Source organism: Nocardioides sp. T2.26MG-1, assembly GCF_950101795.1.
In the GTDB taxonomy this organism is placed as follows: domain Bacteria; phylum Actinomycetota; class Actinomycetes; order Propionibacteriales; family Nocardioidaceae; genus Nocardioides.
The window spans coordinates 248,060-269,273 of record NZ_CATNLZ010000001.1; the positions used below are offsets into that span (position 1 = coordinate 248,060).

24 protein-coding genes and 3 tRNA genes are annotated in these 21,214 nt (G+C 70.8%); 5 read left to right on the forward strand and 22 right to left on the reverse strand.

The genetic code is table 11. From position 1 onward, the window contains the following. Position 1: 1 nt before the first annotated feature. From QQZ14_RS01170 to QQZ14_RS01230, 13 genes are all read right to left on the reverse strand, one after another. Complete coding sequence (locus QQZ14_RS01170; RefSeq protein ID WP_284532323.1) at positions 2-970, reverse strand: MCE family protein; 969 nt, start codon at positions 968-970, stop codon at positions 2-4. Between the two features lie 61 nt (positions 971-1,031). Next, on the reverse strand, positions 1,032-2,078 hold the full coding sequence (locus QQZ14_RS01175) for an MCE family protein (protein ID WP_284532325.1): 1,047 nt from the start codon (positions 2,076-2,078) through the stop codon (positions 1,032-1,034). After that, complete coding sequence (locus QQZ14_RS01180; RefSeq protein ID WP_284532326.1) at positions 2,075-3,346, reverse strand: MCE family protein; 1,272 nt, start codon at positions 3,344-3,346, stop codon at positions 2,075-2,077. The genes QQZ14_RS01175 and QQZ14_RS01180 overlap by 4 nt, the downstream gene beginning before the upstream one ends. A 10-nt stretch (positions 3,347-3,356) precedes the next feature. After that, positions 3,357-4,184 carry an MlaE family ABC transporter permease gene (locus tag QQZ14_RS01185; RefSeq protein ID WP_284532327.1) on the reverse strand — a complete coding sequence of 276 codons (828 nt, stop codon included), beginning with the start codon at positions 4,182-4,184 and terminating at the stop codon, positions 3,357-3,359. An 8-nt stretch (positions 4,185-4,192) separates the two neighbouring features. Then, positions 4,193-4,978 (reverse strand): MlaE family ABC transporter permease, encoded by a 786-nt coding sequence (locus QQZ14_RS01190; RefSeq protein WP_284532328.1) that lies wholly within the window; start codon positions 4,976-4,978, stop codon positions 4,193-4,195. Between the two features lie 7 nt (positions 4,979-4,985). Continuing rightward, positions 4,986-5,939, reverse strand: a complete 954-nt coding sequence (locus QQZ14_RS01195; RefSeq protein ID WP_284532329.1) for an ABC transporter ATP-binding protein — start codon at positions 5,937-5,939, stop codon at positions 4,986-4,988. Between the two features lie 277 nt (positions 5,940-6,216). Further along, positions 6,217-6,609 (reverse strand): 50S ribosomal protein L7/L12, encoded by a 393-nt coding sequence (gene rplL, locus QQZ14_RS01200; protein ID WP_284532330.1) that lies wholly within the window; start codon positions 6,607-6,609, stop codon positions 6,217-6,219. A gap of 91 nt (positions 6,610-6,700) precedes the next feature. Then, complete coding sequence (gene rplJ / locus QQZ14_RS01205) at positions 6,701-7,408, reverse strand: 50S ribosomal protein L10 (RefSeq protein ID WP_284532331.1); 708 nt, start codon at positions 7,406-7,408, stop codon at positions 6,701-6,703. Positions 7,409-7,834: 426 nt separating this feature from the next. Then, complete coding sequence (gene rplA / locus QQZ14_RS01210) at positions 7,835-8,557, reverse strand: 50S ribosomal protein L1 (RefSeq protein WP_284532332.1); 723 nt, start codon at positions 8,555-8,557, stop codon at positions 7,835-7,837. Between the two features lie 184 nt (positions 8,558-8,741). Beyond that, the gene (rplK, locus tag QQZ14_RS01215; protein ID WP_284532333.1) at positions 8,742-9,170 is read right to left on the reverse strand and encodes a 50S ribosomal protein L11; all 429 of its coding nucleotides are present in this window, start codon (positions 9,168-9,170) and stop codon (positions 8,742-8,744) included. 209 nt (positions 9,171-9,379) lie between these two features. Further along, positions 9,380-10,306, reverse strand: coding sequence for a transcription termination/antitermination protein NusG (gene nusG / locus QQZ14_RS01220; RefSeq protein WP_284532334.1), 927 nt, complete (start codon positions 10,304-10,306; stop codon positions 9,380-9,382). Positions 10,307-10,347: 41 nt separating this feature from the next. Then, a complete protein-coding gene (gene secE / locus QQZ14_RS01225) occupies positions 10,348-10,599 on the reverse strand; it encodes a preprotein translocase subunit SecE (RefSeq protein WP_284532335.1) in 252 nt (83 codons plus the stop codon). Between the two features lie 42 nt (positions 10,600-10,641). Next, positions 10,642-10,714: transfer RNA gene (locus QQZ14_RS01230), tRNA-Trp, on the reverse strand. Positions 10,715-10,894: 180 nt separating this feature from the next. Between QQZ14_RS01230 and QQZ14_RS01235 the strand changes: the two genes are divergently transcribed. Then, positions 10,895-12,139 carry a pyridoxal phosphate-dependent aminotransferase gene (locus QQZ14_RS01235; protein WP_284532336.1) on the forward strand — a complete coding sequence of 415 codons (1,245 nt, stop codon included), beginning with the start codon at positions 10,895-10,897 and terminating at the stop codon, positions 12,137-12,139. A gap of 44 nt (positions 12,140-12,183) precedes the next feature. Continuing rightward, complete coding sequence (locus QQZ14_RS01240; RefSeq protein ID WP_284532337.1) at positions 12,184-13,233, forward strand: adenosine deaminase; 1,050 nt, start codon at positions 12,184-12,186, stop codon at positions 13,231-13,233. 6 nt (positions 13,234-13,239) lie between these two features. Here the strand turns inward: QQZ14_RS01240 and QQZ14_RS01245 are convergent, their stop codons facing one another. Further along, a complete protein-coding gene (locus tag QQZ14_RS01245; RefSeq protein ID WP_284532338.1) occupies positions 13,240-13,839 on the reverse strand; it encodes a TetR/AcrR family transcriptional regulator in 600 nt (199 codons plus the stop codon). 106 nt (positions 13,840-13,945) lie between these two features. Here QQZ14_RS01245 and QQZ14_RS01250 point away from each other — a divergent pair, with 106 nt between their 5' ends. Together QQZ14_RS01250 and QQZ14_RS01255 are read left to right on the forward strand one after the other, a co-directional pair. Continuing rightward, entirely contained in the window at positions 13,946-14,905 is a 960-nt protein-coding gene (locus tag QQZ14_RS01250; RefSeq protein ID WP_284532339.1) for a hypothetical protein, read from the forward strand. Between the two features lie 4 nt (positions 14,906-14,909). After that, entirely contained in the window at positions 14,910-15,353 is a 444-nt protein-coding gene (locus QQZ14_RS01255; RefSeq protein WP_284532340.1) for a DUF4190 domain-containing protein, read from the forward strand. 2 nt (positions 15,354-15,355) lie between these two features. Here QQZ14_RS01255 and QQZ14_RS01260 read toward each other — a convergent pair whose 3' ends face one another. The 6 genes from QQZ14_RS01260 to QQZ14_RS01285 form a co-directional block, all read right to left on the reverse strand. Beyond that, positions 15,356-16,381: a UDP-N-acetylmuramate dehydrogenase gene (locus QQZ14_RS01260; protein WP_284532341.1), complete on the reverse strand. Its 1,026-nt coding sequence runs from the start codon at positions 16,379-16,381 to the stop codon at positions 15,356-15,358. Beyond that, a complete protein-coding gene (locus tag QQZ14_RS01265; protein WP_284532342.1) occupies positions 16,374-16,766 on the reverse strand; it encodes a MaoC/PaaZ C-terminal domain-containing protein in 393 nt (130 codons plus the stop codon). The genes QQZ14_RS01260 and QQZ14_RS01265 overlap by 8 nt, the downstream gene beginning before the upstream one ends. Continuing rightward, positions 16,763-17,164 (reverse strand): FAS1-like dehydratase domain-containing protein, encoded by a 402-nt coding sequence (locus QQZ14_RS01270; protein WP_284532343.1) that lies wholly within the window; start codon positions 17,162-17,164, stop codon positions 16,763-16,765. Before QQZ14_RS01270 ends, QQZ14_RS01265 begins: the two co-directional genes overlap by 4 nt. Positions 17,165-17,253: 89 nt before the next feature. Further along, complete coding sequence (gene rpmG / locus QQZ14_RS01275; RefSeq protein WP_121804265.1) at positions 17,254-17,424, reverse strand: 50S ribosomal protein L33; 171 nt, start codon at positions 17,422-17,424, stop codon at positions 17,254-17,256. A 76-nt stretch (positions 17,425-17,500) separates the two neighbouring features. Next, positions 17,501-17,574, reverse strand: a tRNA-Met gene (locus tag QQZ14_RS01280). Between the two features lie 55 nt (positions 17,575-17,629). Next, positions 17,630-17,702 (reverse strand) — tRNA-Thr (locus tag QQZ14_RS01285). A 30-nt stretch (positions 17,703-17,732) separates the two neighbouring features. On the opposite strand from QQZ14_RS01285, the gene QQZ14_RS01290 reads away from it, so the two are divergent. Then, a complete protein-coding gene (locus tag QQZ14_RS01290) occupies positions 17,733-18,572 on the forward strand; it encodes a thioesterase family protein (RefSeq protein ID WP_284532344.1) in 840 nt (279 codons plus the stop codon). On the opposite strand, the gene QQZ14_RS01295 is transcribed toward QQZ14_RS01290, so the two are convergent. After that, positions 18,562-19,962, reverse strand: a complete 1,401-nt coding sequence (locus QQZ14_RS01295; RefSeq protein WP_284532345.1) for an amidase — start codon at positions 19,960-19,962, stop codon at positions 18,562-18,564. The genes QQZ14_RS01290 and QQZ14_RS01295 overlap by 11 nt on opposite strands. A 24-nt stretch (positions 19,963-19,986) precedes the next feature. After that, positions 19,987-21,174 (reverse strand): ROK family protein, encoded by a 1,188-nt coding sequence (locus QQZ14_RS01300; RefSeq protein WP_284532346.1) that lies wholly within the window; start codon positions 21,172-21,174, stop codon positions 19,987-19,989. Between the last annotated feature and the right edge of the window lie 40 nt (positions 21,175-21,214).

Below are 21,214 nucleotides of genomic sequence, written 5' to 3' on the forward strand. Positions count from 1 at the left end.
GTCAGCCACCCACCTGCGGGACCGGCGGCATGTTCTGGATGTAGGTGTCGAACCACGGGCCGTTGCCGAGGGTGCTCGCGAACACGCGGTAGAACGGCTCCATCAGCCGCAGGCTGTTGTCGAGGTTGTCCTCGTTCTTGTTGAGCACCTCGAGGACGTGGTCGAGGTGGTCCAGCGCCGGCTTGAGGTCGGCGCGGCTCTGCTCGATCAGCGCGGTCAGCTCCTTCGACAGCCGGGTGGTGGAGGTCAGGAGGTTGTGCACGGCGTCGCGGCGGGCGACCAGCGCCCGGAAGAGGACGTCGGAGTCCTTCATCAGCCCGACGATGTCCGCGTCGCGCTCGTCGAGGACACTCGAGACCCGCTTGAGGTTCTTCAGCAGGCTGTTGATCTGGTCGTCACGCGCGGCGATGTTGGACGAGAGCCGCGAGACCCCGTCGAGCGCCTGCCGGAACTCCTCGGGCGTGTTGCGGGTCAGGTCCGCGAGGGTGGTCAGCGACTCGGCCAGCCGGTCGGTGTCGATCCGCTCGGAGGTCTCGGCGAGGCCCGAGAACGCGTCGACGACGTCGTACGGCGAGCTGGTGCGCTCGACCGGGATCTCCGCGCCCTCGTCGAGCTGGCCCGACCCGGCCGGCTCGAGGGAGAGGTACATGGCGCCGAGCAGGGTCTTCACCTTGATGGCGGCGTGGGTCTCGTCGCCGAACTCCGAGGAGGTGTCGACGCGGAACGTCACCTTCACGTGGTCGCCCTCGAGCGCGACGTCCTCGACCTTGCCGACGCGCACGCCGGCGATGCGGACCTCGTCGTTCGGCTCGAGCCCACCGGACTCGGTGAACGCGGCGTAGTAGGTGTCGCCGCCGCCGATCAGCGGCAGGTCCTGGGCGCGGAAGGCGGCCAGCATCACGATCGCCAGGACGACGATGCTGACGGCCCCGACGATCACGGGGTTGCGCTCGCGGAACGGGACGCTCATCGGGGTCCCCTCGAAGTTGTTCGGAGGAGCGGAGCGGGGGAGAAGAACTTCGTGGGGTGGTTCATCCGAGATCACACCTGTCTGCGACCTTCATGCCACCCACCGGGTAGTCGACGGGCACGGACTGTCCACCGGGGAGCCGGATGCGGCCCTGGAAGTGGCACAGGTAGAAGTTGAACCACGAGCCGTACGTCGCGGTGCGGCCGATCTTGTTGAGCTTGATCGGCAGCACCTGCAGGGCCCGGTCGAGCTCGGCCTTGCCGTTGTCGAGGTTGCGGGCGACCACGCGCAGCTGCTTGATGTCGCTGACGAACGGCTCTCGGATGCCGTCGACCAGGTCGGCGGTCTGGACGGAGAGCGCCGAGATCTGGTCGAGCGAGCCGAGGATCGCGTTGCGGTCGTCCTTGAGCCCGCCCACGAACGTGCGGAACGTGGTGATCAGGCGGCTGAGCTGGACGTCGCGGTCTCCGACGTGGTCGAGCACCTCGTTGAGGTTGTCGATCAGGTCGCCGATCAGCTGGTCGCGGCCGGCGAGGGTCGAGGTGACCGACGCGGTGTGGGCGAGCAGGCCCTCGAGCGTGCCGCCCTCGCCCTGGAAGACCTGCACGATCTCGTAGGAGAGCTTGTTGATGTCGGCCGGCGAGAGCGCCTGGAACAGGGGCTTGAACCCGTTGAAGAGCACCGTGAGGTCGAGCGCCGGCGACGTCTGGCCGACGGGGATGGTGCCGCCATCGGGCAACGGGTCGCCGTTGCCGATCTCGTCGGTCAGCGCGATGTAGCGCTGGCCGACGAGGTTGCGGTAGCGGATAGCGGCGTGCGTCGCCTGGCTGATCGTCGTGGAGTCCTCGACGGTGAAGGAGACCAGCGCGCGGGTGCGGTCGACCACCTCGACCTTGTCCACGGTGCCGACCTTGACGCCGGCGATGCGGACGTCGTCGCCCTTCACGACCCCGGTCGCGTCGACGAACTCGGCCTTGAAGTCGTGGTGGCCGGCGAACGTCAGGTTGCCGATGGTCGCGACCAGCACCGAGGTGGCCAGCGAGGTCACCACGATGAAGATCAGCAGCTTGACCAGGTCTCCGGTGGTGCGCTTGTCGAGGAGCTTCATCGCAGCGACACCTCCGCTCCGCGGGCCATCGGTCCGACGAGCAGCAGGCCCAGGTCGGGAACGTCCTCGGCCGGCACGCCGAGCGCCGGGCCGAGCAGGGATCGCAGCATGTCGCTCTCGGCGGCGGTGCCGACCATCGTGCGGTAGTACTGGTTGGGCGCCACCCGGGAGGTGCCCTTGCCGGTCGGCTCGTCGACGCCGTCGTTGAAGTCGGGCTGGTGCCGCACGGGGTTCTTCTGCGACCAGGGCGGGTTGGGCAGGTGGAGGCACGCCGGTCCCCGGTCCTCCCCGAAGCGCGGCTTGTCGTTGGCGTTGTAGGGCCGCGGCTGGTGCGGCAGCGTCTCCAGCACGATGTGCAGCATGAAGCCCCGGAACGCCTCGGCCTGGAGCTTGCCGGCGTTGACGATGCCGCGGGTCAGGCAGTTGTACTCGGGGGCGTACTTCGCGAACACGCGCAGCTGCTGCTGGCTGATCTCGCTGAAGCGGATCAGGTTGTCGCCGTTGTCCTCGAGGAAGCCGCGCGCCGTGTCGGAGAAGGAGGTCACGTCGTCGAAGAGCGCCTGCAGCCGGACCTCGCGGTCCTCGAGCGTGCCGGTGGTCTTGACGGTGTCGTCGAGGATGTCCGCGATCTGCGGCATCACCTCGGCGTAGGTGTCGGACACCTGCGAGGTCAGGCGGAGGTCCTCGATCAGCTGCGGGATCTGCGGGTTGATCCGCTTGAGGTAGCTGTCGACGGTCTCGAGGTTGTCGCCGATCTGGTCGCCGCGGCCCTCGAGCGCGGTGGAGAGGGCGTTGAGCGTGAGGTTGATGTCGGCCGGCTGGACCGTGCGCAGCAGCGGGTAGAGGTCGGACAGCACCTTCTCGACCTCGATCGAGACCTCGGTGCGCTTGATGGTGTCGCCGGCCTCGATGTGGTGCGGTGAGGGGTCGGCGGGGATGTCGAGCGCGACGTACTTCTCGCCGAACAGGGTCTTGGGGACGATCGAGCCGCTGACGTTCTCGGGGATCGTGTCGATCTGGTTCGGGTAGATCCCGAGGGTGACCTTCGCTCCCTCCGGGTCGGGCTCGTAGTCGAGCACCTCGCCGACGATGACGCCGCGGATCTTCACGTCGGCGCGGTTGGGCAGCTGCATGCCGATCTTGGAGGCCTGCAGCGTGACCCTGTCGTAGTCCGCGAACTTCTTGGTGAAGACCGCGTAGGTGAGGTAGACGCCGGCCAGCAGCAGGCAGAGGAAGATCACGCCCAGCACCTTGTGTCCTGCGATCACGCGCACACGATCACCCCGCCAGCCTGACCGTCGTCGACGCGCCCCAGATCGCCATCGACAGGAACAGGTCGATCACGTTGATCGCGACGATGCTCGTGCGCACGGCGCGGCCCACCGCGACGCCCACCCCGGCGGGCCCGCCGGAGGCGGTGTAGCCGTGGTAGCAGTGGATGAGGATCACCGTGACGGCGAAGACGAGCACCTTGCCGAAGGACCACAACACGTCACCGGGTGGCAGGAACGAGTTGAAGTAGTGGTCGTAGGTCCCCGCCGACTGGCCGAAGAACTGCGTGACGGTCAGCCGGGTGGCGAAGTAGGAGGAGAGCAGGCCGACGACGTACAGCGGGACGATCGCGATCAGCCCGCCCACGATGCGGGTCGTGACCAGGAACGGGAGCGAGGGGATCGCCATCACCTCGAGGGCGTCGACCTCCTCGGAGATCCGCATCGAGCCGAGCTGTGCGGTGAACCCGCAGCCGACGGTGGCCGCGAGCGCGATGCCCGAGACCAGGGGCGCGATCTCGCGGGTGTTGAAGTAGGCCGACACGAAGCCGGCGAAGGCCGCGGTGCCGAGCTGGTCGAGGGCGGCGTAGCCGGACAGGCCCACCTGCGCGCCGGTGAAGAACGTCATCGCCATGATGACGCCGACCGTGCCGCCGATGACGGCCAGCGCGCCGCTGCCGAGGGTCACCTCCGCCAGGATGCGGAGGATCTCCTTCTTGTAGCGGTGGATCGCACGCGGGGTCCACGCGAGCGCCTTGATGAAGAACGCCAGCTCCGCGCCGAGGCTGTCCAGCGTCTTCATGGGGCGGTCGTAGACCGCTCGGATGTTCGCCATGGCTCGCCCTAGCCCGTCTTCGGTGGGACGAGCTGGATGTAGATCGCGCTCATCACGAAGTTGACGATGAACAGGAGGATGAAGGTGACGACGACCGACTCGTTGACCGCGTCGCCGACGCCCTTCGGTCCGCCGGCGGCGTTCATGCCCTTGTAGCAGGCCACGACCGCGGCGATCAGGCCGAACACGAGGGCCTTCGCCATGCCCTGCCACAGGTCGGGCAGCTGCGAGAGGGCGGTGAAGCTCGCCAGGTAGGCGCCGGGCGTTCCGTCCTGGAGGACCACGTTGAAGAAGTAGCCACCGGCGACGCCGACGACGCTGACCATGCCGTTGAGGAAGACCGCGACCAGCATGGCCGCCAGCACGCGGGGCACCACCAGGCGCTGGATCGGGTCGATGCCGAGCACCATCATCGCGTCGAGCTCTTCGCGGATCTTGCGCGCACCCAGATCGGCCGCGATCGCGGAGCCGCCGGCGCCGGCGATCAGGAGGGCGGTGCCGATCGGCGCCGCCTGCTGGACGACGGCGAGCACCGACGCGGACCCGGTGAACGACTGGGCGCCGAACTGCTTGATCAGCCCGCCGACCTGCAGTGCGATCACCGCACCGAAGGGGATCGCCACCAGGGCGGTCGGGACGATCGTCACCGAGGCGATGAACCACGCCTGCTGAATGAACTCCCGCATCTGGAACGGCCGCTTGAACAGCGCCCGCATGACGTCGAGACCGAAGGCGAAGAACTTGCCTGCGGTCCCCACGGGCGCGAGCACGCGGCTCGCGGTCAACGACGACATGGACCGCTCAGCCGCCCGTCGCCATCGACATGTTCTCGTCGAACGAGCCCGGCGGCGGGGTCACGCCGTTGGCCCGGCACCAGTCGCCCGGCGGGCGTTGGCTGCGGCGCGGGATGCCGTTGGACGGCTCCAGCTGCAGCGGGATCGGCGGCAGCGGCGGGAGCTCCTGGTCCTTCTCCGCCTCGAGCTCGTCGGCGTCCTTCTCCTCGGACATGCCGATCGGGCCGACCTTCTGGGCGTTGAGGAACTGGCGCACGACCGGCTCCTCGGAGGACAGGAGCATCTCGCGGGGGCCGAACATCGCGAGGTGACGGTGGTAGAGGAGCCCGATGTTGTCGGGCACGGTCCGGGCGGTGTTGATGTCGTGGGTGACGATCAGGAACGTCGCGTCGATCTGGGCGTTGAGGTCGACGATGAGCTGGTTGAGGAACGCCGTCCGGACCGGGTCGAGACCGGAGTCGGGCTCGTCGAAGAGGACGATCTCGGGGTCGAGCACCAGCGCGCGGGCCAGCCCGGCGCGCTTGCGCATGCCGCCGGAGATCTCGCCCGGGAGCTTGTCCTCGGCGCCGACCAGGCCGACCAGGTCCATCTTCTCCATGACGATGTCACGGATCTGGGACTCGGACTTCTTGGTGTGCTCGCGCAGCGGGAACGCGACGTTGTCGTAGAGGTTCATCGAGCCGAACATCGCGCCGTCCTGGAACAGCACCCCGAACAGCTTGCGGATCTCGTAGAGGTCCTTCTCGGAGCAGGTGGCGATGTCGGTGCCCTCGATGACGATCGAGCCCTGGTCGGGCTTGAGCAGGCCGATGAGGGTCTTGAGGAAGACCGACTTGCCGGTGCCGGACGGGCCGAGCATCACGCAGATCTCGCCCGCGGGGACCGTCAGGGAGACGTCACCCCAGATCAGCTGTTTGCCGAACGACTTGCTCAGGTGCTCGACCTGGATCTCAACGCCCATGACCGCCCTCGTCCCTCCATCGCTGCGCGCGCTCCGGATCCCGGGCCGGGCACGCCTGACACTCCCCCGCCTCCCACTGACCGGTAACAACGCCGAAGTAGCGGCGAGGTTACGCGTCGGTTTCCTTCCCCGCACCCCCCGACTTACACCTTGGACACGGCTGGAACCGGTCCACGTCTGGACCGCAGGCCGGACCCGAAATGCCACGAGGGGCGGTCCACCGCGTGGGTGGACCGCCCCTCGTGAGGGTCGTGCTGGGCCGCATGCGGCCCGGGCGTCACTTGAGGGTGACGGTGGCGCCGGCGCCCTCGAGGGCGTCCTTGGCCTTCTCGGCCGCGTCCTTGGCGACCTTCTCGAGGATCGGCTTCGGAGCCGCCTCGACGAGCTCCTTGGCCTCCTTGAGACCGAGGGAGGTCAGCGCGCGGACCTCCTTGATCACGTTGATCTTCTTCTCGCCGGCCGACTCGAGGATGACGTCGAACTCGTCCTGCTCGGCAGCGGCCTCGCCGCCGCCGGCAGCGCCGCCCGCAGCGGGAGCGGCGGCAACGGCAACCGGAGCAGCGGCGGTGACGCCGAAGGTCTCCTCGAACTGCTTCACGAACTCGCTGAGCTCGATCAGCGTCATCTCCTTGAACGCGTCGAGGAGCTCGTCAGTGCTGAGCTTCGCCATGGTGGCGTTTCCTTCCATTCGGTGGCCGCGGGCGGTGTCGCGCCGAGGCCGGGTTTCAGGTGGTGGTTACCAGGTCGGACCGGGTTGCCGGTCAGGCCTCGGTGGTGTCGCCCTCGTCGGAGGCGGTGGTCTCAGCGGCGGTCTCCTCGGCGGGAGCCTCCTCTGCGGCCGGCGCCTCGTCAGCGGGGGCCTCGGTCTCGTCCGCTGCCTCGGCAGCGGGCTCGGCCGGGGCCTCCTCGGCGGCGACCGGCGCAGTGCCGGCACCACCTGCGAGGATCGAGGGGTCCTGCTCGGCCTTCGCCTGGAGCGCACCCGCGAGGCGGGCGGCCTGGGCGAGAGGCGCGTTGAGCAGGTAGACGGCCTGGCTGAGCGACGCGAGCATCGCGCCAGCCAGCTTGCCCAGGAGCACCTCGCGGGACTCGAGATCGGCCAGCTTGGCGATCTCGCTCGCGTCGAGGGGCTTGCCGTCCAGGACGCCGCCCTTGATGACAAGGGTGGGGTTGGCCTTGGCAAAGTCACGCAGACCCTTGGCCGCCTCGACCACGTCGCCGTTGATGAAGGCGATGGCGGTCGGGCCGGTCAACAGGTCGTCGAAGCCGGAGATGCCCGCCTCATTGGCGGCGATCTTGGCCAGCGTGTTCTTGACCACGGCGTAGTTGGCGTTCTCGCCGAGGGAGCGCCGCAAGTCCTGCAGCTGCTTCACGGTGAGACCGCGGTACTCGGTCAGCACGGCACCGGCGGACTCGTTGAAGGACTCAACGATCTCCGCGACGGCTGCCTGCTTGTCTGCCCGCGCCATGGGTCTCCTTCCGATGGTCGACCACCTGAAGGGAGCCCCCGGAAATGACGAACGCCCCGAGCACAGGCTCAGGGCGTGGACCCCCGCGAGGAGGAGCTGCTCTTTCACCTGCGCAGGCCGTCCGCGTTTCCGCGGAACCTTCGGTCACTCCACGTGCGTGGCGAGACAACCGGCGGTCTTTGGTTTCGTGGAGAACAGTACGACGGTTCGGGGGGTGAGCCAAATCGTCGTCGGCCCACACCGCGGGACCGATGATCGACGGCCTCCCGGTGCTGGATTGTCCGTCCTGGCCGCCGCAGGGAACCCTTGACCCGACTGGTGAGGACGGACAATGGCGCCCCCGGGAGGACACCGACCCCGACCGGACAGCCTCACAAATGACGTCGACCCCCCCCGATCACCGGGCGGGTCGACGTACGGGTGCGATCAGGCCTGCGCGTTCTCGTCCTCGAGTGCGACGTTGCGCGTCCGGTTCGGGTCGACCTGGATGCCGGGGCCCATCGTCGTGGAGACGGTGATCTTCCGGATGTAGCGGCCCTTGGAGCTGGCCGGCTTGAGCCGGAGCACCTCCTCGAGCGCCGCGGCGTAGTTCTCGGCCAGCTGGGCCTCGTCGAACGACGCCTTGCCGATGATGAAGTGGAGGTTGGCGTGCCGGTCGACGCGGAACTCGATCTTGCCGCCCTTGATGTCGGTCACGGCCTTGGCCACGTCCGGGGTCACGGTGCCGGTCTTGGGGTTCGGCATCAGGCCACGGGGGCCGAGCACGCGGCCGAGGCGGCCGACCTTGCCCATCAGGTCCGGGGTGGCGACCACGGCGTCGAAGTCGAGCCAGCCGCCGGCGACCTTGTCGATCAGCTCGTCGCCGCCGACGACGTCGGCGCCGGCCTCACGGGCGGCCTCGGCCTTGTCACCGGTCGCGAACACGAGGACGCGGGCGGTCTTGCCGGTGCCGTGCGGGAGGTTGACGGTGCCGCGGACCATCTGGTCGGCCTTGCGGGGGTCGACACCGAGGCGCATCACGACGTCGACGGTCTCGTCGAACTTCTTCTTGCTGGTGGTCTTCGCGATCTTGATCGCGGCGAGCGGGGCGAAGATCTCGTCCTTGTCGAACGTGTCCGCCGCTGCGCGGTAGGTCTTGCTGCGCTGCATGAGCTTTCTCTTCTCTCTTCGAAAGGTGTGGTCAGCGAGCCAGCGCGGCTCTGCCACAGGTGTTGCCGGATACCTACTGGGTTTCGAGACGCATCGGGTAGCCCCTCGCTCCGCTCGGGCCTGCGCCGACGCTCCTCAACCTTCGAGCCTCGTCCTGGCCTTCGCACGCTCAGGCCAGGGGCTCTCAGTCGGTGGTGACGCCCATGGAGCGGGCGGTGCCCTCGACGATCTTCATCGCCGCGTCGATGTCGTTGGCGTTGAGGTCGGGCAGCTTGGTCTGGGCGATCTCGCGCACCTGGTCCTTGGTCAGCTTGCCGACCTTCTCCTTGTGCGGGACACCCGAGCCCTTGCTCAGGCCGGCAGCCTTCTTGATCAGCTCCGCGGCGGGCGGGGTCTTGGTGATGAACGTGAAGGACCGGTCCTCGTAGATCGTGATCTCGACCGGGATGACGTTCCCGCGCATCGACTCCGTCTGCGCGTTGTAGGCCTTGCAGAACTCCATGATGTTCACGCCGTGCGGACCGAGGGCGGTACCGACGGGCGGAGCGGGAGTCGCGGCACCGGCCTGCAGCTGCACCTTGACCAGTGCGGCGATCTTCTTCTTCGGAGGCATTGCTTCTCTTTCTCTCTCGTGGTCATGACGAGGGGTACGTCGTACGCCTCTGCCACCTGCTGTCGCCCGAGGGCAACCTGACTATTGTGCTGCGGGATCCGGGGTTATGCGAATCCGGGCTGGCCGATCCGCAGTTCTACTGGGTTTCGAGACGCGTCGCTCGTCAACCTCTTCGCCTGTCCTGCCCGGAGCAAGCTCCGGGCACGGGCTCAGACCCTCTGGATCTGGGAGAAGCTCAGTTCGACGGGCGTCTCGCGGCCGAAGATCTCGACCAGCGCCTTGACCCGCTGCGACTCGGCGTTGATCTCGGTGATCGTGGCGTGCAGCGTGGCGAACGGGCCGTCGACGACCATGACGGAGTCGGAGACGTCGAAGTCCGCGACCTCGACCGGCTTCTTGGCAGCGCCACCACTGGCCGCGGTCTGGGTGCCGGAGGCGACCGCCTCGGCCTCGGCGCGGGCGACGACGGCCGGGGCGAGCATGTTCTCGACCTCGGACATCGACAGCGGCACCGGCTGGTGGCTGTGGCCGACGAACCCGGTGACCGACGGGGTGTGCCGCACCGCGGCCCAGGACTCGTCGGTGAGGTCCATGCGCACCAGGACGTAGCCCGGGAGGACGGTGCGGCGCACCATCTTGCGCTGGCCGTTCTTGATCTCGGCCACCTCTTCGGTGGGGACCACGATCTCGTGGATGTAGTCCTCCATGTTGAGGGAGATGATCCGGTTCTCCAGGTTGGACTTCACCCGGTTCTCCATGCCGGAGTAGGTGTGGACCACGAACCAGTCACCCGGCTTGGCCCACAGCTCACGGCGGAACGCCTCGAGCGGGTCGTCGGGGTCGACGTCCGCCTCGTCGGGACCCTCGTCGCCCTCGGCCTCGGACAGCTCGAGGCTGGTCGCGCCGTCGGCCTCGGTGTCGTCGAGGCCCAGGTCGGCGTCGGTGTCCTCGTCGGTGACCTCCACGTCCAGGCGCGGGTTCTCCTCGATCACGGGACCGTCGTTCGGCTCGCCGTACTGGTCCTCGAGCGTCGGGTCGAGCTCGCCGGTCGGCTCACCAGTCTCCTGGGCCGTCTCCTGGGTCGTCTCCTCGGTCTCCACCGAGTCGTTCTCCTGCTCAGACACGTACTGCTCCATCAGGTTCGGGTACTGCTCTGGTCGTCCGGCGGGGGCCGGAGTCAGGTGTCGGAATTGCCGCCGAAGATCGCGAAGACGAGCTTGCCGAAGCCCAGGTCGAGGGCCGAGACCAGCGCCATCATGAAGAGCACGAACACCATCACCACGATGAAGTAGGTGATGAGCTGCTCCTGGGTCGGGTAGACGACCTTGCGCAGCTCGGCGATCACCTGGCGGTAGAACGTGGGAAGGCTCGGGCGCTGGTGCGTGCCGCCCCCTCCACGTGAACCGCGGACTGCCTTGCTGTCCGGCACGTCCTCCACCTCTCCTCGTCCGATCGACCTGTACGTCCCTTGCAGGGCACGAGGGACTTGAACCCCCAACCTTCGGTTTTGGAGACCGATGCTCTGCCAGTTGAGCTAGTGCCCTTCGCAGACTTCTGCGACTGGGATCCCCCGCGCCGGCACCGCCACGAGGGCAGGACTGAGCGTGTGGGAATCCACCAAAAGTGGAGTCTACGGGGTGGACCGAGGCGCCGTCCAAACCGGCCTGACCGGAGGGCGAAACCGACTGGCGGCCCGTCGCGCCGCCCACCCTACGATGGGACGCATGACCTCCGCTGCCCCCGCCGGCCCGCCGTCACCCCGCTCCCGCCGTGTGTCCCAACGCATCGGCGCCATCGCGGAGTCCGCGACGCTGAAGGTCGACGCGAAGGCCAAGGCGCTCAAGGCGGAGGGCCGTCCGGTCATCGGCTTCGGTGCCGGCGAGCCCGACTTCCCGACCCCGGGCTACATCGTCGAGGCCGCCGTCGAGGCCTGCCGCGACCCGCGCAACCACCGTTACACCCCCGCCGGCGGGCTCCCCGAGCTCAAGCAGGCGATCGTCGACAAGACCCGCCGTGACAGCGGTCTCGAGATCACCGCGAGCCAGGTGCTGGTCACCAACGGCGGCAAGCAGGCGATCTACGCCGCGTTCGCCGCGATGCTCGACGCCGGCGACGAGGTGATCGTCCCCGCGCCGTACTGGACGACCTACCCCGAGGCGATCCGGCTCGCCGGCGGCGTACCGGTCGAGGTGCTCGCCGACGAGACCCAGGACTACAAGGTGACGATCGAGCAGCTCGACGCCGCCGTCACCGAGCGCACCAAGGTGCTGCTGTTCGTGTCGCCCTCCAACCCGACCGGAGCGGTCTACACGGCCGACGAGATCCGCGCGATCGGCGCCTGGGTCGAGGAGCGCGGGCTCTGGGTGCTGACCGACGAGATCTACGAGCACCTGGTCTACGACCTGCCAGATGGTCAGCGCTGCGAGACCGGCTCGCTGCCGGTGCTGTGCCCCGAGACCGCCGACAACACGGTCGTGGTGAACGGCGTCGCCAAGACCTACGCGATGACCGGCTGGCGGGTCGGCTGGATGATCGGTCCCCCCGACCTGGTCAAGGCGGCCACCAACCTCCAGTCCCACGCCACCTCCAACGTCGCGAACGTCTCCCAACGCGCGGCGATCGCCGCCCTCACCGGCGACCTCGCGGCCGTCGCGGAGATGAAGCAGGCCTTCGACCGCCGCCGCCGCACGATCGTGTCGATGCTCAACGAGATCGACGGCGTGGTCTGCCCGATGCCGGGCGGCGCGTTCTACGCCTACCCGTCCGTCAAGGGCCTGCTCGGCAAGGAGTACGGCGGGCGCGTGATCTCCACCTCCGCGGACCTGGCCGAGTACATCCTCGACCAGGCCGAGGTGGCGGTGGTGCCGGGCGAGGCGTTCGGCTCGCCGGGCTACCTGCGGCTGTCCTACGCGCTCGGGGACGACGACCTCGCCGAGGGGATCACCCGGCTGCAGAAGCTCTTCGGCTGAGTGCGGGTTTCGAGACGGTTGCAGCGCAACCTCCTCAACCACCGATGAAGGAGCTCGCTTCGCTCGCCCCCCGGGACATCCACGATCTGCCCAAGGCGCACCTGCACCTGCACTTCACCGGGTCGATGCGGCACGCGACGCTGCTCGAGCTGGCCGAGCGGGACGGGATCGTGCTGCCCGACCAGCTCGTGGAGGACTGGCCGCCGACCCTGTCGGCCGCCGATGAGAAGGGCTGGTTCCGCTTCCAGCGGCTCTACGACGTGGCCCGGTCGGTGCTGCGCACCGAGGGCGACGTACGCCGGCTGGTGCGTGAGGCGGCCGAGGACGACATCCGCGACGGCGGCCGGTGGCTGGAAATCCAGGTCGACCCCAGCGGCTACGCCGCCCGCTTCGGCGGGATCACCGCGTTCACGGACCTGGTCCTCGACGCGGTCCGCGACGCCGAGCGCTCGACGGGGCTGGGCATCGCGGTCGTGATCGCCGCCAACCGCACCCGCCACCCGCTGGACGCCCGCACCCTGGCCCGCCTCGCCGGGCAGTACGCCGGCCGCGGCGTGGTCGGGTTCGGGCTCTCGAACGACGAGCGCCGCGGCAGCACCGCCGACTTCGCCCCCGCCTTCAAGATCGCCGAGCACGCCGGGCTCCTGCTGGCCCCGCACGGCGGCGAGCTCCGCGGGCCCGAGCACGTGCGGCTGTGCCTGGACGCGCTGCACGCCCAGCGCCTCGGCCACGGGATCCGGTCCGCCGAGGACCCGGCCCTCCTGGACCGGATCGTCGAGGCGGGGGTCGCACTCGAGGTCTGCCCGGTCTCGAACGTCGCGCTCGGGGTCTACTCCGACCTGACCTCGGTGCCACTGCCCACCCTGCTCGCCGCCGGCGCGACGGTGGCACTCGGCGCGGACGACCCGCTGCTGTTCGGGTCACGCCTGGCCGGCCAGTACGCCACGATGCGCGCCGCCCACGACCTCGATGACGCGCAGCTCGCCGAGCTGGCCCGGATGTCGGTGCGCGCCTCGCGGGCTCCCGACGACGTCCGGCGCCGGATCCTCACCGACATCGACGAGTGGCTCGCGGCCCCTCCACCGGCGGCCTGACGGACCTCAGCGCGATGGCGGCTGGCGCATCAGCTCCGCGACTCCCGAAGCGTGGCTGCGGGGGGTGACGTCGCCGAAGACGGTCCGGAAGACGATGAACCCGGGCAGCATCGCCATCAGGGCGTTCCCGACGGCGTCGACGTCCGCCTCGGGCGACAGCAGACCCCGGTCGCGCACCCTCTCGGCAAAGTCCCGCCAGGCCCGGCGCACCCGGAGCAGCTCGGTCCCGAGGATCTCGCGCACCTCCGGGTCGCGCGTGGCCTCGCTCCAGCCCTGGATCGCCAGCGCCGGGACGTCGTACCCGAGCTCGTCGGAGAGCCCGAGCAGCCGGTCGAGGACCGCCTCGAGTCCCTCGGCGGGCGGGACCGGAGGCTCCGCGTCCGCGAGAGCGTCGATCGTCGTGGCGATCCGCCCGACCGCCCGCTGGGCTATGGCGCGGACGAGCTCCTGCTTGCTGCGGAAGTAGCCGTAGACGGCGCCGGCCGAGAGGCCCGAGACGGCGACCACCTCGGCCATCGTCATCCGGTGGAAGCCCTCGGTGGCGGCGAGGCGCATCGCCGCGTCGAGGATCTGCGCGGCGCGGTGTTCGTCGGAGACCTTGGGCATGCGTTGTTTATATCAAAACGAGCGTCCGTTCGGCTTGACCTGCAATGCCGGGACCGGGCATGCTCGCCCAAACAGAATGGACGCTCGTTTTTTGATGGGAACACTCATGTCCTCGCCCTCCCCCGACGCTCCCGCCTTCCGCACCGTCCTCGCCGTCGCCGGCGGCCTGGTCGTGCTCCTGACGCTCCTCGTCTCCGCGTTCACCTGGCCGCCCAGCGAGCTCGAGCCCCGCTCGCTGCCGGTCGTCGTGGTCGGAGACCAGGCGGTCGCGGCTGAGGCCGTCGCAGGTCTGGCGGGCGCGGCCGGGGACGATGCGTTCGACGTCCGGGCGGTCGCGGGGCGGGCGGAGGCCGTGGCGGCGATCGAGGATCGCGACGCGTACGGCGCGTTCCTGCCCGCCGAGGGCGAGCTCCTCGTCGCCTCGGCGGCCGGGCCGACCGTCGCGCAGCTGCTCACTCAGCTCGCCCAGGCGCGCGAGCCGGCCACGACCGTGACCGACGTCGTGCCCACCCCGGACGACGACCCGCGGGGTGCGGTCTTTACGGCTGCCGCGCTGCCGCTGGTGCTCGGCGGGATCGTGACCGGCGTGCTCACCTCGGTCGTCCTCACGCGCACCCGTGACCGGGTCGCGGGCGCAGTGCTGGTCGCCGTCGTCGGCGGGCTGGCGCTCTGCGCGGTCGTCCAGGGCTGGCTCGGCGCCATCCGCGGCAGCTACCTCGCCAACGGTGCGGTCGTCGCACTCGGGATCGGCGCGGTCGCCCTGACGATCGTGGGACTGCGGCACGTGCTGGGGCGCCCGGGGATCGCGGTCGGGGCGCTGCTCATGCTGCTCGTCGGCAACCCGCTCTCCGGGGTCTCCTCGGCTCCCGAGCTGATCCCGCTCGGGTCCTGGGGCCAACTGCTGCCGCCCGGGGCGTTCGGGACAGCACTGAGGGGCACGGCCTTCTTCGACGGGGCCGGCGTCACTGGCCCGCTGCTCGTCCTCGGCACCTGGGTGGCGGCCGGCCTGCTGCTCGCGCTCGTTCCCGTGCGTCCCGGCCACGGAGCCCGCCCCGTGCCAGGATGAGCCCATGAGCGGCTCCGATCCCGGCCAAGACCCGCAGGCACCGCCGCCGTACGGGGCCCAGCCGCCGTACGGCCAGCCGCAGCAGCCGTACCAGACCCCGTACCAGCAGCCCTACCCGCAACCCGGGCCGGCCCAGCCGTCCTACAACTGGGCGCCCAAGCCGCCGGAGCACCCCTCGGCGACGACGGCGATGGTGCTCGGCCTGATCGGGCTGGTCGGCATCCTCGTGTGCGGCGGGCTCACGCTCGTGATCTCGCCGTTCGCGTGGGTGATCGGCGGGCGGGCCCTGCGGGAGATCGACGCGAACCCGGCGGCGTACAGCGGCCGGGAGATGGCCTCCGCAGGCCGGGTCATGGGGATCGTCGGCACCGGCCTGCTGGCCCTGGGCCTCGTGGTCGCGCTCGCGATCCTCGTGCTCATCCTGGGCGTCGCGACGACGACCCCGTAGCCCTACAGCTCGCAGCCGACCAGCACCGGCTCGTTGACCAGCCGGATCCCGAACTTCGCCTCGACGCCGTCGCGCACCTCGCGAGCCAGCGCGAGCAGGTCCTCCGTGGTGGCGCCCCCCCGGTTGGTCAGGGCCAGGGTGTGCTTGCCGGAGAGGGCCGTCGGCCCGGCGGCGTACCCCTTGCCGTACCCGGCGTGCTCGATCAGCCAGGCGGCGCTGGTCTTCACCGTCCCGTCGGGTTGGGGCCACGTCGGCGCGCCGTCGGGTACGGCGGACGCGGGGACCACCGGGTTGGTGAAGAACGAGCCCGCGCTCCAGGTGTCGTGGTCGGCGGCGTCGAGCACCATGCCCTTGCCGCGCCGCAGCTCCAGCACCGCCGCGCGCACGTCGGCCAGCGGCGCCCGCCCACCGACCTCGACGCCCAGGGTGCGGGCGAGCTCGGCGTACGCCACCGGCTGGCCGAGGCTGCCCTGACGCAGCTGGAACGTCACCGTGAGCACGACGTGCCGGCTGGGATCGGCCTTGAACCGGGAGGTCCGGTAGGCGAACCCGCAGTCCGCGTTGGCGAACGTGCGCACGCCGCGGAGCCTGCGGTCCCACACCCGGACCGAGGCGATGGTCTGGGCGACCTCCTGGCCGTAGGCCCCGACGTTCTGGATCGGCGTCGCGCCGACGGAGCCGGGGATGCCGGAGAGCGCCTCGATGCCGGACCAGTCCCGGGCGACGGCGAGCTCGACCAGGTCGTCCCAGGTCTCGCCGGCCGCGACGGTGACCATCGCCCCGCCGCAGGACGCGTCACCGGTGTCGTCGGTCTCGACGCCGCGGGTCGCGACCTCCACCACCGTGCCGGGGAAGCCCGCGTCGGCGACCACGAGGTTGCTGCCGCCGCCGAGCACGAGCACCGGCTCACCGGCGGCGTCCGCGGCACTGATGGCGTCGACGAGCTCGGCCTCGGTCGTCGCGCGCACCCAGCGCGCGGCGGGGCCGCCGAGCCGGAGCGTGGTGTGCTCGGAGAGCGGCTCAGGCACGCGCGGCCGCCTCGCGGACGACGGCACGCGGCATGCCGAGCACCTTCTGGCCGCCGCAGGTGACCGTGAGCGCCACGGCCGTCAGCCCGTCCTCGGCCTGCTTCGCCTCGCCCGCGACCTCGATGTCGACGCCGCCCTCGGCCGGCACGACGACCGGGTTGGTGAACTTGCACCCCAGGCTGACCACCTCGGCGCCCGGGAACCACTCCGAGACCGCCCGGGCGGCCAGCGCCATGGTGTACATCCCGTGGGCGATGACGCCGGGAAGCCCGACCGACCGGGCCACCTCGTCGTCCTGGTGGATCGGGTTGGGGTCGCCGCTCGCCTCGGCGTAGCGGACCAGGTCGGCGCGGGTGATCGTGAACGTGCGGGTCGGCAGGCTCATGCCTCGCCCCCTCGGTGCACGAGCGTCGCGGCGGTCGAGCAGACCAGCGCCCCGGACTCGTCGGTGATCTCGCTCGTGGTGCCGATGATGTCGTTGCCAGCGATCTGCCTCAGGGTGCTCACGGTCAGCGTCGCCGTCAGGACGTCCCCGGGGACGACGGGCCGCTCGTAGGCGAACCGCTGCTCACCGTGGACGATCCGGTGCAGCTCGATCTCCTCCGCCTCCAAGAACGCGTTCATCGCGCCGAACGCGAGCACGATCGGGTACGTCGCGGGCGCCGGCCCGCCGGCGTACTCGCCGCCCGTGGCGGTCACGAAGTCCCGCACGTCCTCCTCGGTGACGGCACGAGGCGGGGTCGGCGGGAAGACCCGCCCGACGAGCGACTGGTCGATCGGCATGACGCCCAACCTAGTCCGACCGGCGCCGTGCCCCGAAATGGCAACAACCCCGCCAGAGGAACTCTGACGGGGCGTCGCTGGGACTGCGATCAGCGGGTCTCGCGGTGCGCGGTGTGCTTGCGGCAGCGCGGGCAGAACTTCGCGAGCTCGAGCCGGTCGGGGTCGTTGCGGCGGTTCTTCTTGGTGATGTAGTTGCGCTCCTTGCAGTCCACGCACGCGAGCGTGATCTTGGGGCGAACGTCGGAGCTCTTGCTGGCCACGGGAAGTCCTTCGAGGTCGATGCTGGGTGTCGCTGTGTGGATCTGGTCGAACGCGATCTGGTCGAGTCTGTCGCAGTAGCGGGGGCGGGACTCGAACCCGCGACACCACGATTATGAGCCGTGTGCTCTAACCACCTGAGCTACCCCGCCACGAGGGCACGGCTGCGTGCTCCAGACTAACCGCAGCACGCAAGATCTTGCCCAGAGCCCCTTTACGGAATCGAACCGTAGACCTTCTCCTTACCATGGAGACGCTCTGCCGACTGAGCTAAAGGGGCAACGACGGAGAACTCTACACAGGGGTATGGGTGATCGAAAAATCGGCTCGACCGACCGGCTTCTACCGCCTCAGCAGCACCCCTCCGGACCCGGCGCACAGCACCCGCGAGACCTTCGACTCGCTGCCCTCGACGGCCGGTCCGTGGTCCCCCGACGCCCAGCACGGAGGCCCTCCGGCGGCCCTGCTCGCGCGGGCGGTCGAGCGGCTCCCGGCGTCCGCGGACGGGAGGATCGGCCGGTTCACGATGGAGCTGCTCGGGCCGGTCCCGGTCGGCCCGGTGGCGGTCGCCGCGAGCATCGTGCGCGCGGGGCGGTCGGTGCAGCTGGCGACCGCCGACCTGTACGACGTGGCACGCGACCGGGTCGCGGCGACGGCCCGGGCCTGGCTGTTCCCGCGGACGCCCGGACCCGGAGGCGCCCCCGGCCCGCTGCCGCACGGGCCCGCCGACGGCGCCGACCGGCCGCGCCCGCCGGCCTGGCACGGCGGCTACCTCGACGCCATCGAGTGGCGGTGGATCAGCGGCGGTCTCGAGATGCCCGGCTCGGGCGTGGTCTGGATGCGCCCCCCGGCGCTCGTCGAGGGCGAGCCGGTCAGCCCGGTCCAGCGGCTGCTGGCGTGCGTCGACTCGGCGTCCGGCGCGAGCGCGGCGCTCGACGTCCGCTCGTGGGGCTTCCTCAACACCGAGCTGACCGTGCACGTGCTGCGCGAGCCGGTCGGGGAGTGGGTCTGCCTGGACGCGGAGACCACGGTCGGCGACGGCTCGGTGGGCGTCGCGACGTCAGCGGTGTACGACGCGCGCGGGCTGGTCGCCCGGTCGGCGCAGGCGCTGCTCGTCGTACCGCGGCAGGCGGCGCCCGTCAGTCCGTGATGCGGCGCCAGGGAGCGGCCTCCTCGAGCTCGTAGGCGAGCTCCAGGAGGGTGGCCTCGCGGCCCGCCCCGGCCGAGAACATCATGCCCAGCGGCATGCCGGTGGTGGTGGTCGCGAGCGGCAGCGACACGGCCGGGTCGCCGGTCGCGTTCTGCCACGGCGTGAACGCCACCCACTCCAGGATCCGGTCCATGACGGTGTCGTAGTCGTTGGTCGGGTCGAGGTGGCCGACCAGCGGCGTCTCATGCGCGAGCGTGGGCGTCAGCACGACGTCGTAGCGCTGGTGGAACTGCGCGGACACCCGCGAGAGCCGGCGGAGCCGGGCGATCGCGCCGGGGAGGCGGTGGATGCGGCGACGGCAGTGCCGGTCGAGCCCGAGGGTCAGGTTGTCGAGGCGGCCGCGGTCCCACGACGGCCCGGCGACCCGGCGACCGGTACGCACGATCGTCATCGCGAGCATCGACCAGTACAGCAGGAAGTCCTCCGGCACGGTCGCCGGCGCGGGGTGCTCGACCTGCTCGACCTGGTGGCCGAGCTCCTCGAGGAGCCGCGCGGTCTTGAGGGTGAGCTCGACGACCTCGGGCGCCGCCGACCGGCCGATGCCGCCGGTGTGCACGGCGATCCGCAGGCGGGCCCGACCGGGACGGGTGATGTCGCCGATCGGCGGCAGGGACAGCGCCCGGTAGACCGACTCTGCCTCCCTCAGGAAAGCCGCGGTGTCGCGCACCGAGCGGGTGAGCACGCCGTCGGAGACGATGCGCACCGGCATCTGCCGGGTGAGCCGGTCCTGGGCGAGCCGGTCGCGGGTGGGCTTGAGCCCGACCAGGCCGTTGACCGACGCGGGGATGCGGATCGAGCCGCCGCCGTCGTTGCCGTGGGCGATCGGTACGGCGCCGGCGGCCACCAGCGCCGCCGTACCGGCCGAGGAGGCGCCGGCGGTGCGCGCGGTGTCCCAGGGTGACCGGACCGGCCCGAGGCGCGGGTGCTCCGCGGCGGGGCTGAACCCGAACTCCGAGAGCTGGGTCTTGCCGAGCGGCACCAGGCCGGTGGCGAGGAACATCCGGGCGAGGTCGCCGTCGCGGGCGACCGGCCGGCCGCGAAACGCGTCGCAGCCCTGCTGGGTGGGCATCCGGGCGACGTCCACGTTGTCCTTGAGGAACGTCGGCACGCCGGCGAAGTAGCCGCCACGGGGGTCGCGGGCCTCCGCGCGGGCGCGGTCGAAGGCCACGTAGGCGAGCGCCCCGAGCTCCGGCTGCAGCCGCTCGGTGCGAGCGATGGCGGCATCGACCACCTCGGTGATCGCGACCGTGCCGTGCTGGATCGCCTCGACGAGCCCGACCGCGTCGAGGGAGCCGAGGGCGTCGTCGCCGAAGGCGTGTACTCGGGTCACGGGCACACGCTAGTGCCCAGCAGGTCAGCCCTGGGCGGCCAACCGGCTGTCGACCGCGACCGGGCTGAGCACGTGGTCGAGGGCGAGCGCGGCGCAGCCGACGACGCCGGCGCGGGCGCCGTGGGTCGCGGGCAGGAACTTCAGGTCGCGGGTCGCGAGCGGCGCGGCCCGGCGGTAGACGCTCTCGCGCACGCCCGCGACGTAGAAGTCGAACGCCGCGCCCATGTCGCCGCCGATGACGACGGCGGCGGGGTTGAACAGGTTGATCGCCACCGCCAGCACCTGGCCGAGCTCGCGGCCGCTGTCGCGCAGCAGCCCGCGCGCCGCCGAGTCGCCCTGCAGGGCGAGCGCGACGAGCTCCCGCACGTGGCCGACCGGGTGCCCCGCCTCGGCCATCCGCGCGACCAGCGCCCAGCCGCCAGCGATCGTCTCGAGACAGCCGACGGCGCCGCAGCGGCAGGGCAGGTCGCCGGCCGCGTCGACCACGGTGTGGCCGATCTCCCCCGCGGCGCCGAGGTGGCCGCTGAGCACCCGCCCGCCGGCGATGATGCCCAGCCCCAGCCCGGTGGAGGCCTTGACCACCAGCACGTCGTCGAGCTCGCCGGCGCCACCGAGCAGCTCGGACCGGGCGAGCACGTCGGCGTCGTTGCCGACGAACAGGGGCGCGGGCGCGAGGTCGGCGAAGTACGGCGCGAGCGGGACGCCGTCCCACCCGGACATCACCGGCGAGCCGATGCTGAGACCCAGGGCCGGGTCGAGCGTGCCGGGCAGGCTCAGCCCGATGCCGAGCACGGGGGGCTCGACCCCGTCCAGCAGGACCCGGAAGCGGCCGACGATCTCGGCCATCAGCTCGTCGGGTCCGACGCCGACCTCGTGGTCGCGCGAGTCGGCGGCGAGCTCCTGGCCGTCCAGGTCGAGCACCGCGAGCTGGGTGCGGGAGCGGCCGATCGCGACGGCGAGGACCACGCCGGCGTCCTTGTTGAACACCAGTGCCCCCGGCGGGCGGCCGCCGGTGGAGGCGAGCTCCTCCCCGAGCAGCAGCAGCCCGGCGGAGGTCAGCGAGCTCACCCGCGCGGTGACCGCGGTCCGCGACAGCCCGGTCAGGGCGCGCAGCTGGGAGCGGGTGCTGGCCCGTCCGGTGCGGACGAGCTCGAGCAGCTCACCGGCCGTGGCCGGGGCGGCGGTCTCACGGTTCTCGACCAGCTGTGTCACGGGGATGAGCATAAACCGCTCTACTTAGAACCGGAAAAGA

What these genes read in the sequence shown, in the direction of transcription:
- QQZ14_RS01170 (WP_284532323.1), bottom strand. Translation starts at nt 970, where the DNA reads ATGAGCGTCCCGTTCCGCGAGCGCAACCCCGTGATCGTCGGGGCCGTC.
- QQZ14_RS01175 (WP_284532325.1), bottom strand. Translation starts at nt 2,078, where the DNA reads ATGAAGCTCCTCGACAAGCGCACCACCGGAGACCTGGTCAAGCTGCTG.
- QQZ14_RS01185 (WP_284532327.1), bottom strand. Translation starts at nt 4,184, where the DNA reads ATGGCGAACATCCGAGCGGTCTACGACCGCCCCATGAAGACGCTGGAC.
- QQZ14_RS01190 (WP_284532328.1), bottom strand. Translation starts at nt 4,978, where the DNA reads ATGTCGTCGTTGACCGCGAGCCGCGTGCTCGCGCCCGTGGGGACCGCA.
- QQZ14_RS01195 (WP_284532329.1), bottom strand. Translation starts at nt 5,939, where the DNA reads ATGGGCGTTGAGATCCAGGTCGAGCACCTGAGCAAGTCGTTCGGCAAA.
- rplL (WP_284532330.1), bottom strand. Translation starts at nt 6,609, where the DNA reads ATGGCGAAGCTCAGCACTGACGAGCTCCTCGACGCGTTCAAGGAGATG.
- rplJ (WP_284532331.1), bottom strand. Translation starts at nt 7,408, where the DNA reads ATGGCGCGGGCAGACAAGCAGGCAGCCGTCGCGGAGATCGTTGAGTCC.
- rplA (WP_284532332.1), bottom strand. Translation starts at nt 8,557, where the DNA reads ATGCAGCGCAGCAAGACCTACCGCGCAGCGGCGGACACGTTCGACAAG.
- rplK (WP_284532333.1), bottom strand. Translation starts at nt 9,170, where the DNA reads ATGCCTCCGAAGAAGAAGATCGCCGCACTGGTCAAGGTGCAGCTGCAG.
- nusG (WP_284532334.1), bottom strand. Translation starts at nt 10,306, where the DNA reads ATGGAGCAGTACGTGTCTGAGCAGGAGAACGACTCGGTGGAGACCGAG.
- QQZ14_RS01235 (WP_284532336.1), top strand. Translation starts at nt 10,895, where the DNA reads ATGACCTCCGCTGCCCCCGCCGGCCCGCCGTCACCCCGCTCCCGCCGT.
- QQZ14_RS01240 (WP_284532337.1), top strand. Translation starts at nt 12,184, where the DNA reads ATGAAGGAGCTCGCTTCGCTCGCCCCCCGGGACATCCACGATCTGCCC.
- QQZ14_RS01245 (WP_284532338.1), bottom strand. Translation starts at nt 13,839, where the DNA reads ATGCCCAAGGTCTCCGACGAACACCGCGCCGCGCAGATCCTCGACGCG.
- QQZ14_RS01250 (WP_284532339.1), top strand. Translation starts at nt 13,946, where the DNA reads ATGTCCTCGCCCTCCCCCGACGCTCCCGCCTTCCGCACCGTCCTCGCC.
- QQZ14_RS01255 (WP_284532340.1), top strand. Translation starts at nt 14,910, where the DNA reads ATGAGCGGCTCCGATCCCGGCCAAGACCCGCAGGCACCGCCGCCGTAC.
- QQZ14_RS01265 (WP_284532342.1), bottom strand. Translation starts at nt 16,766, where the DNA reads ATGAGCCTGCCGACCCGCACGTTCACGATCACCCGCGCCGACCTGGTC.
- QQZ14_RS01270 (WP_284532343.1), bottom strand. Translation starts at nt 17,164, where the DNA reads ATGCCGATCGACCAGTCGCTCGTCGGGCGGGTCTTCCCGCCGACCCCG.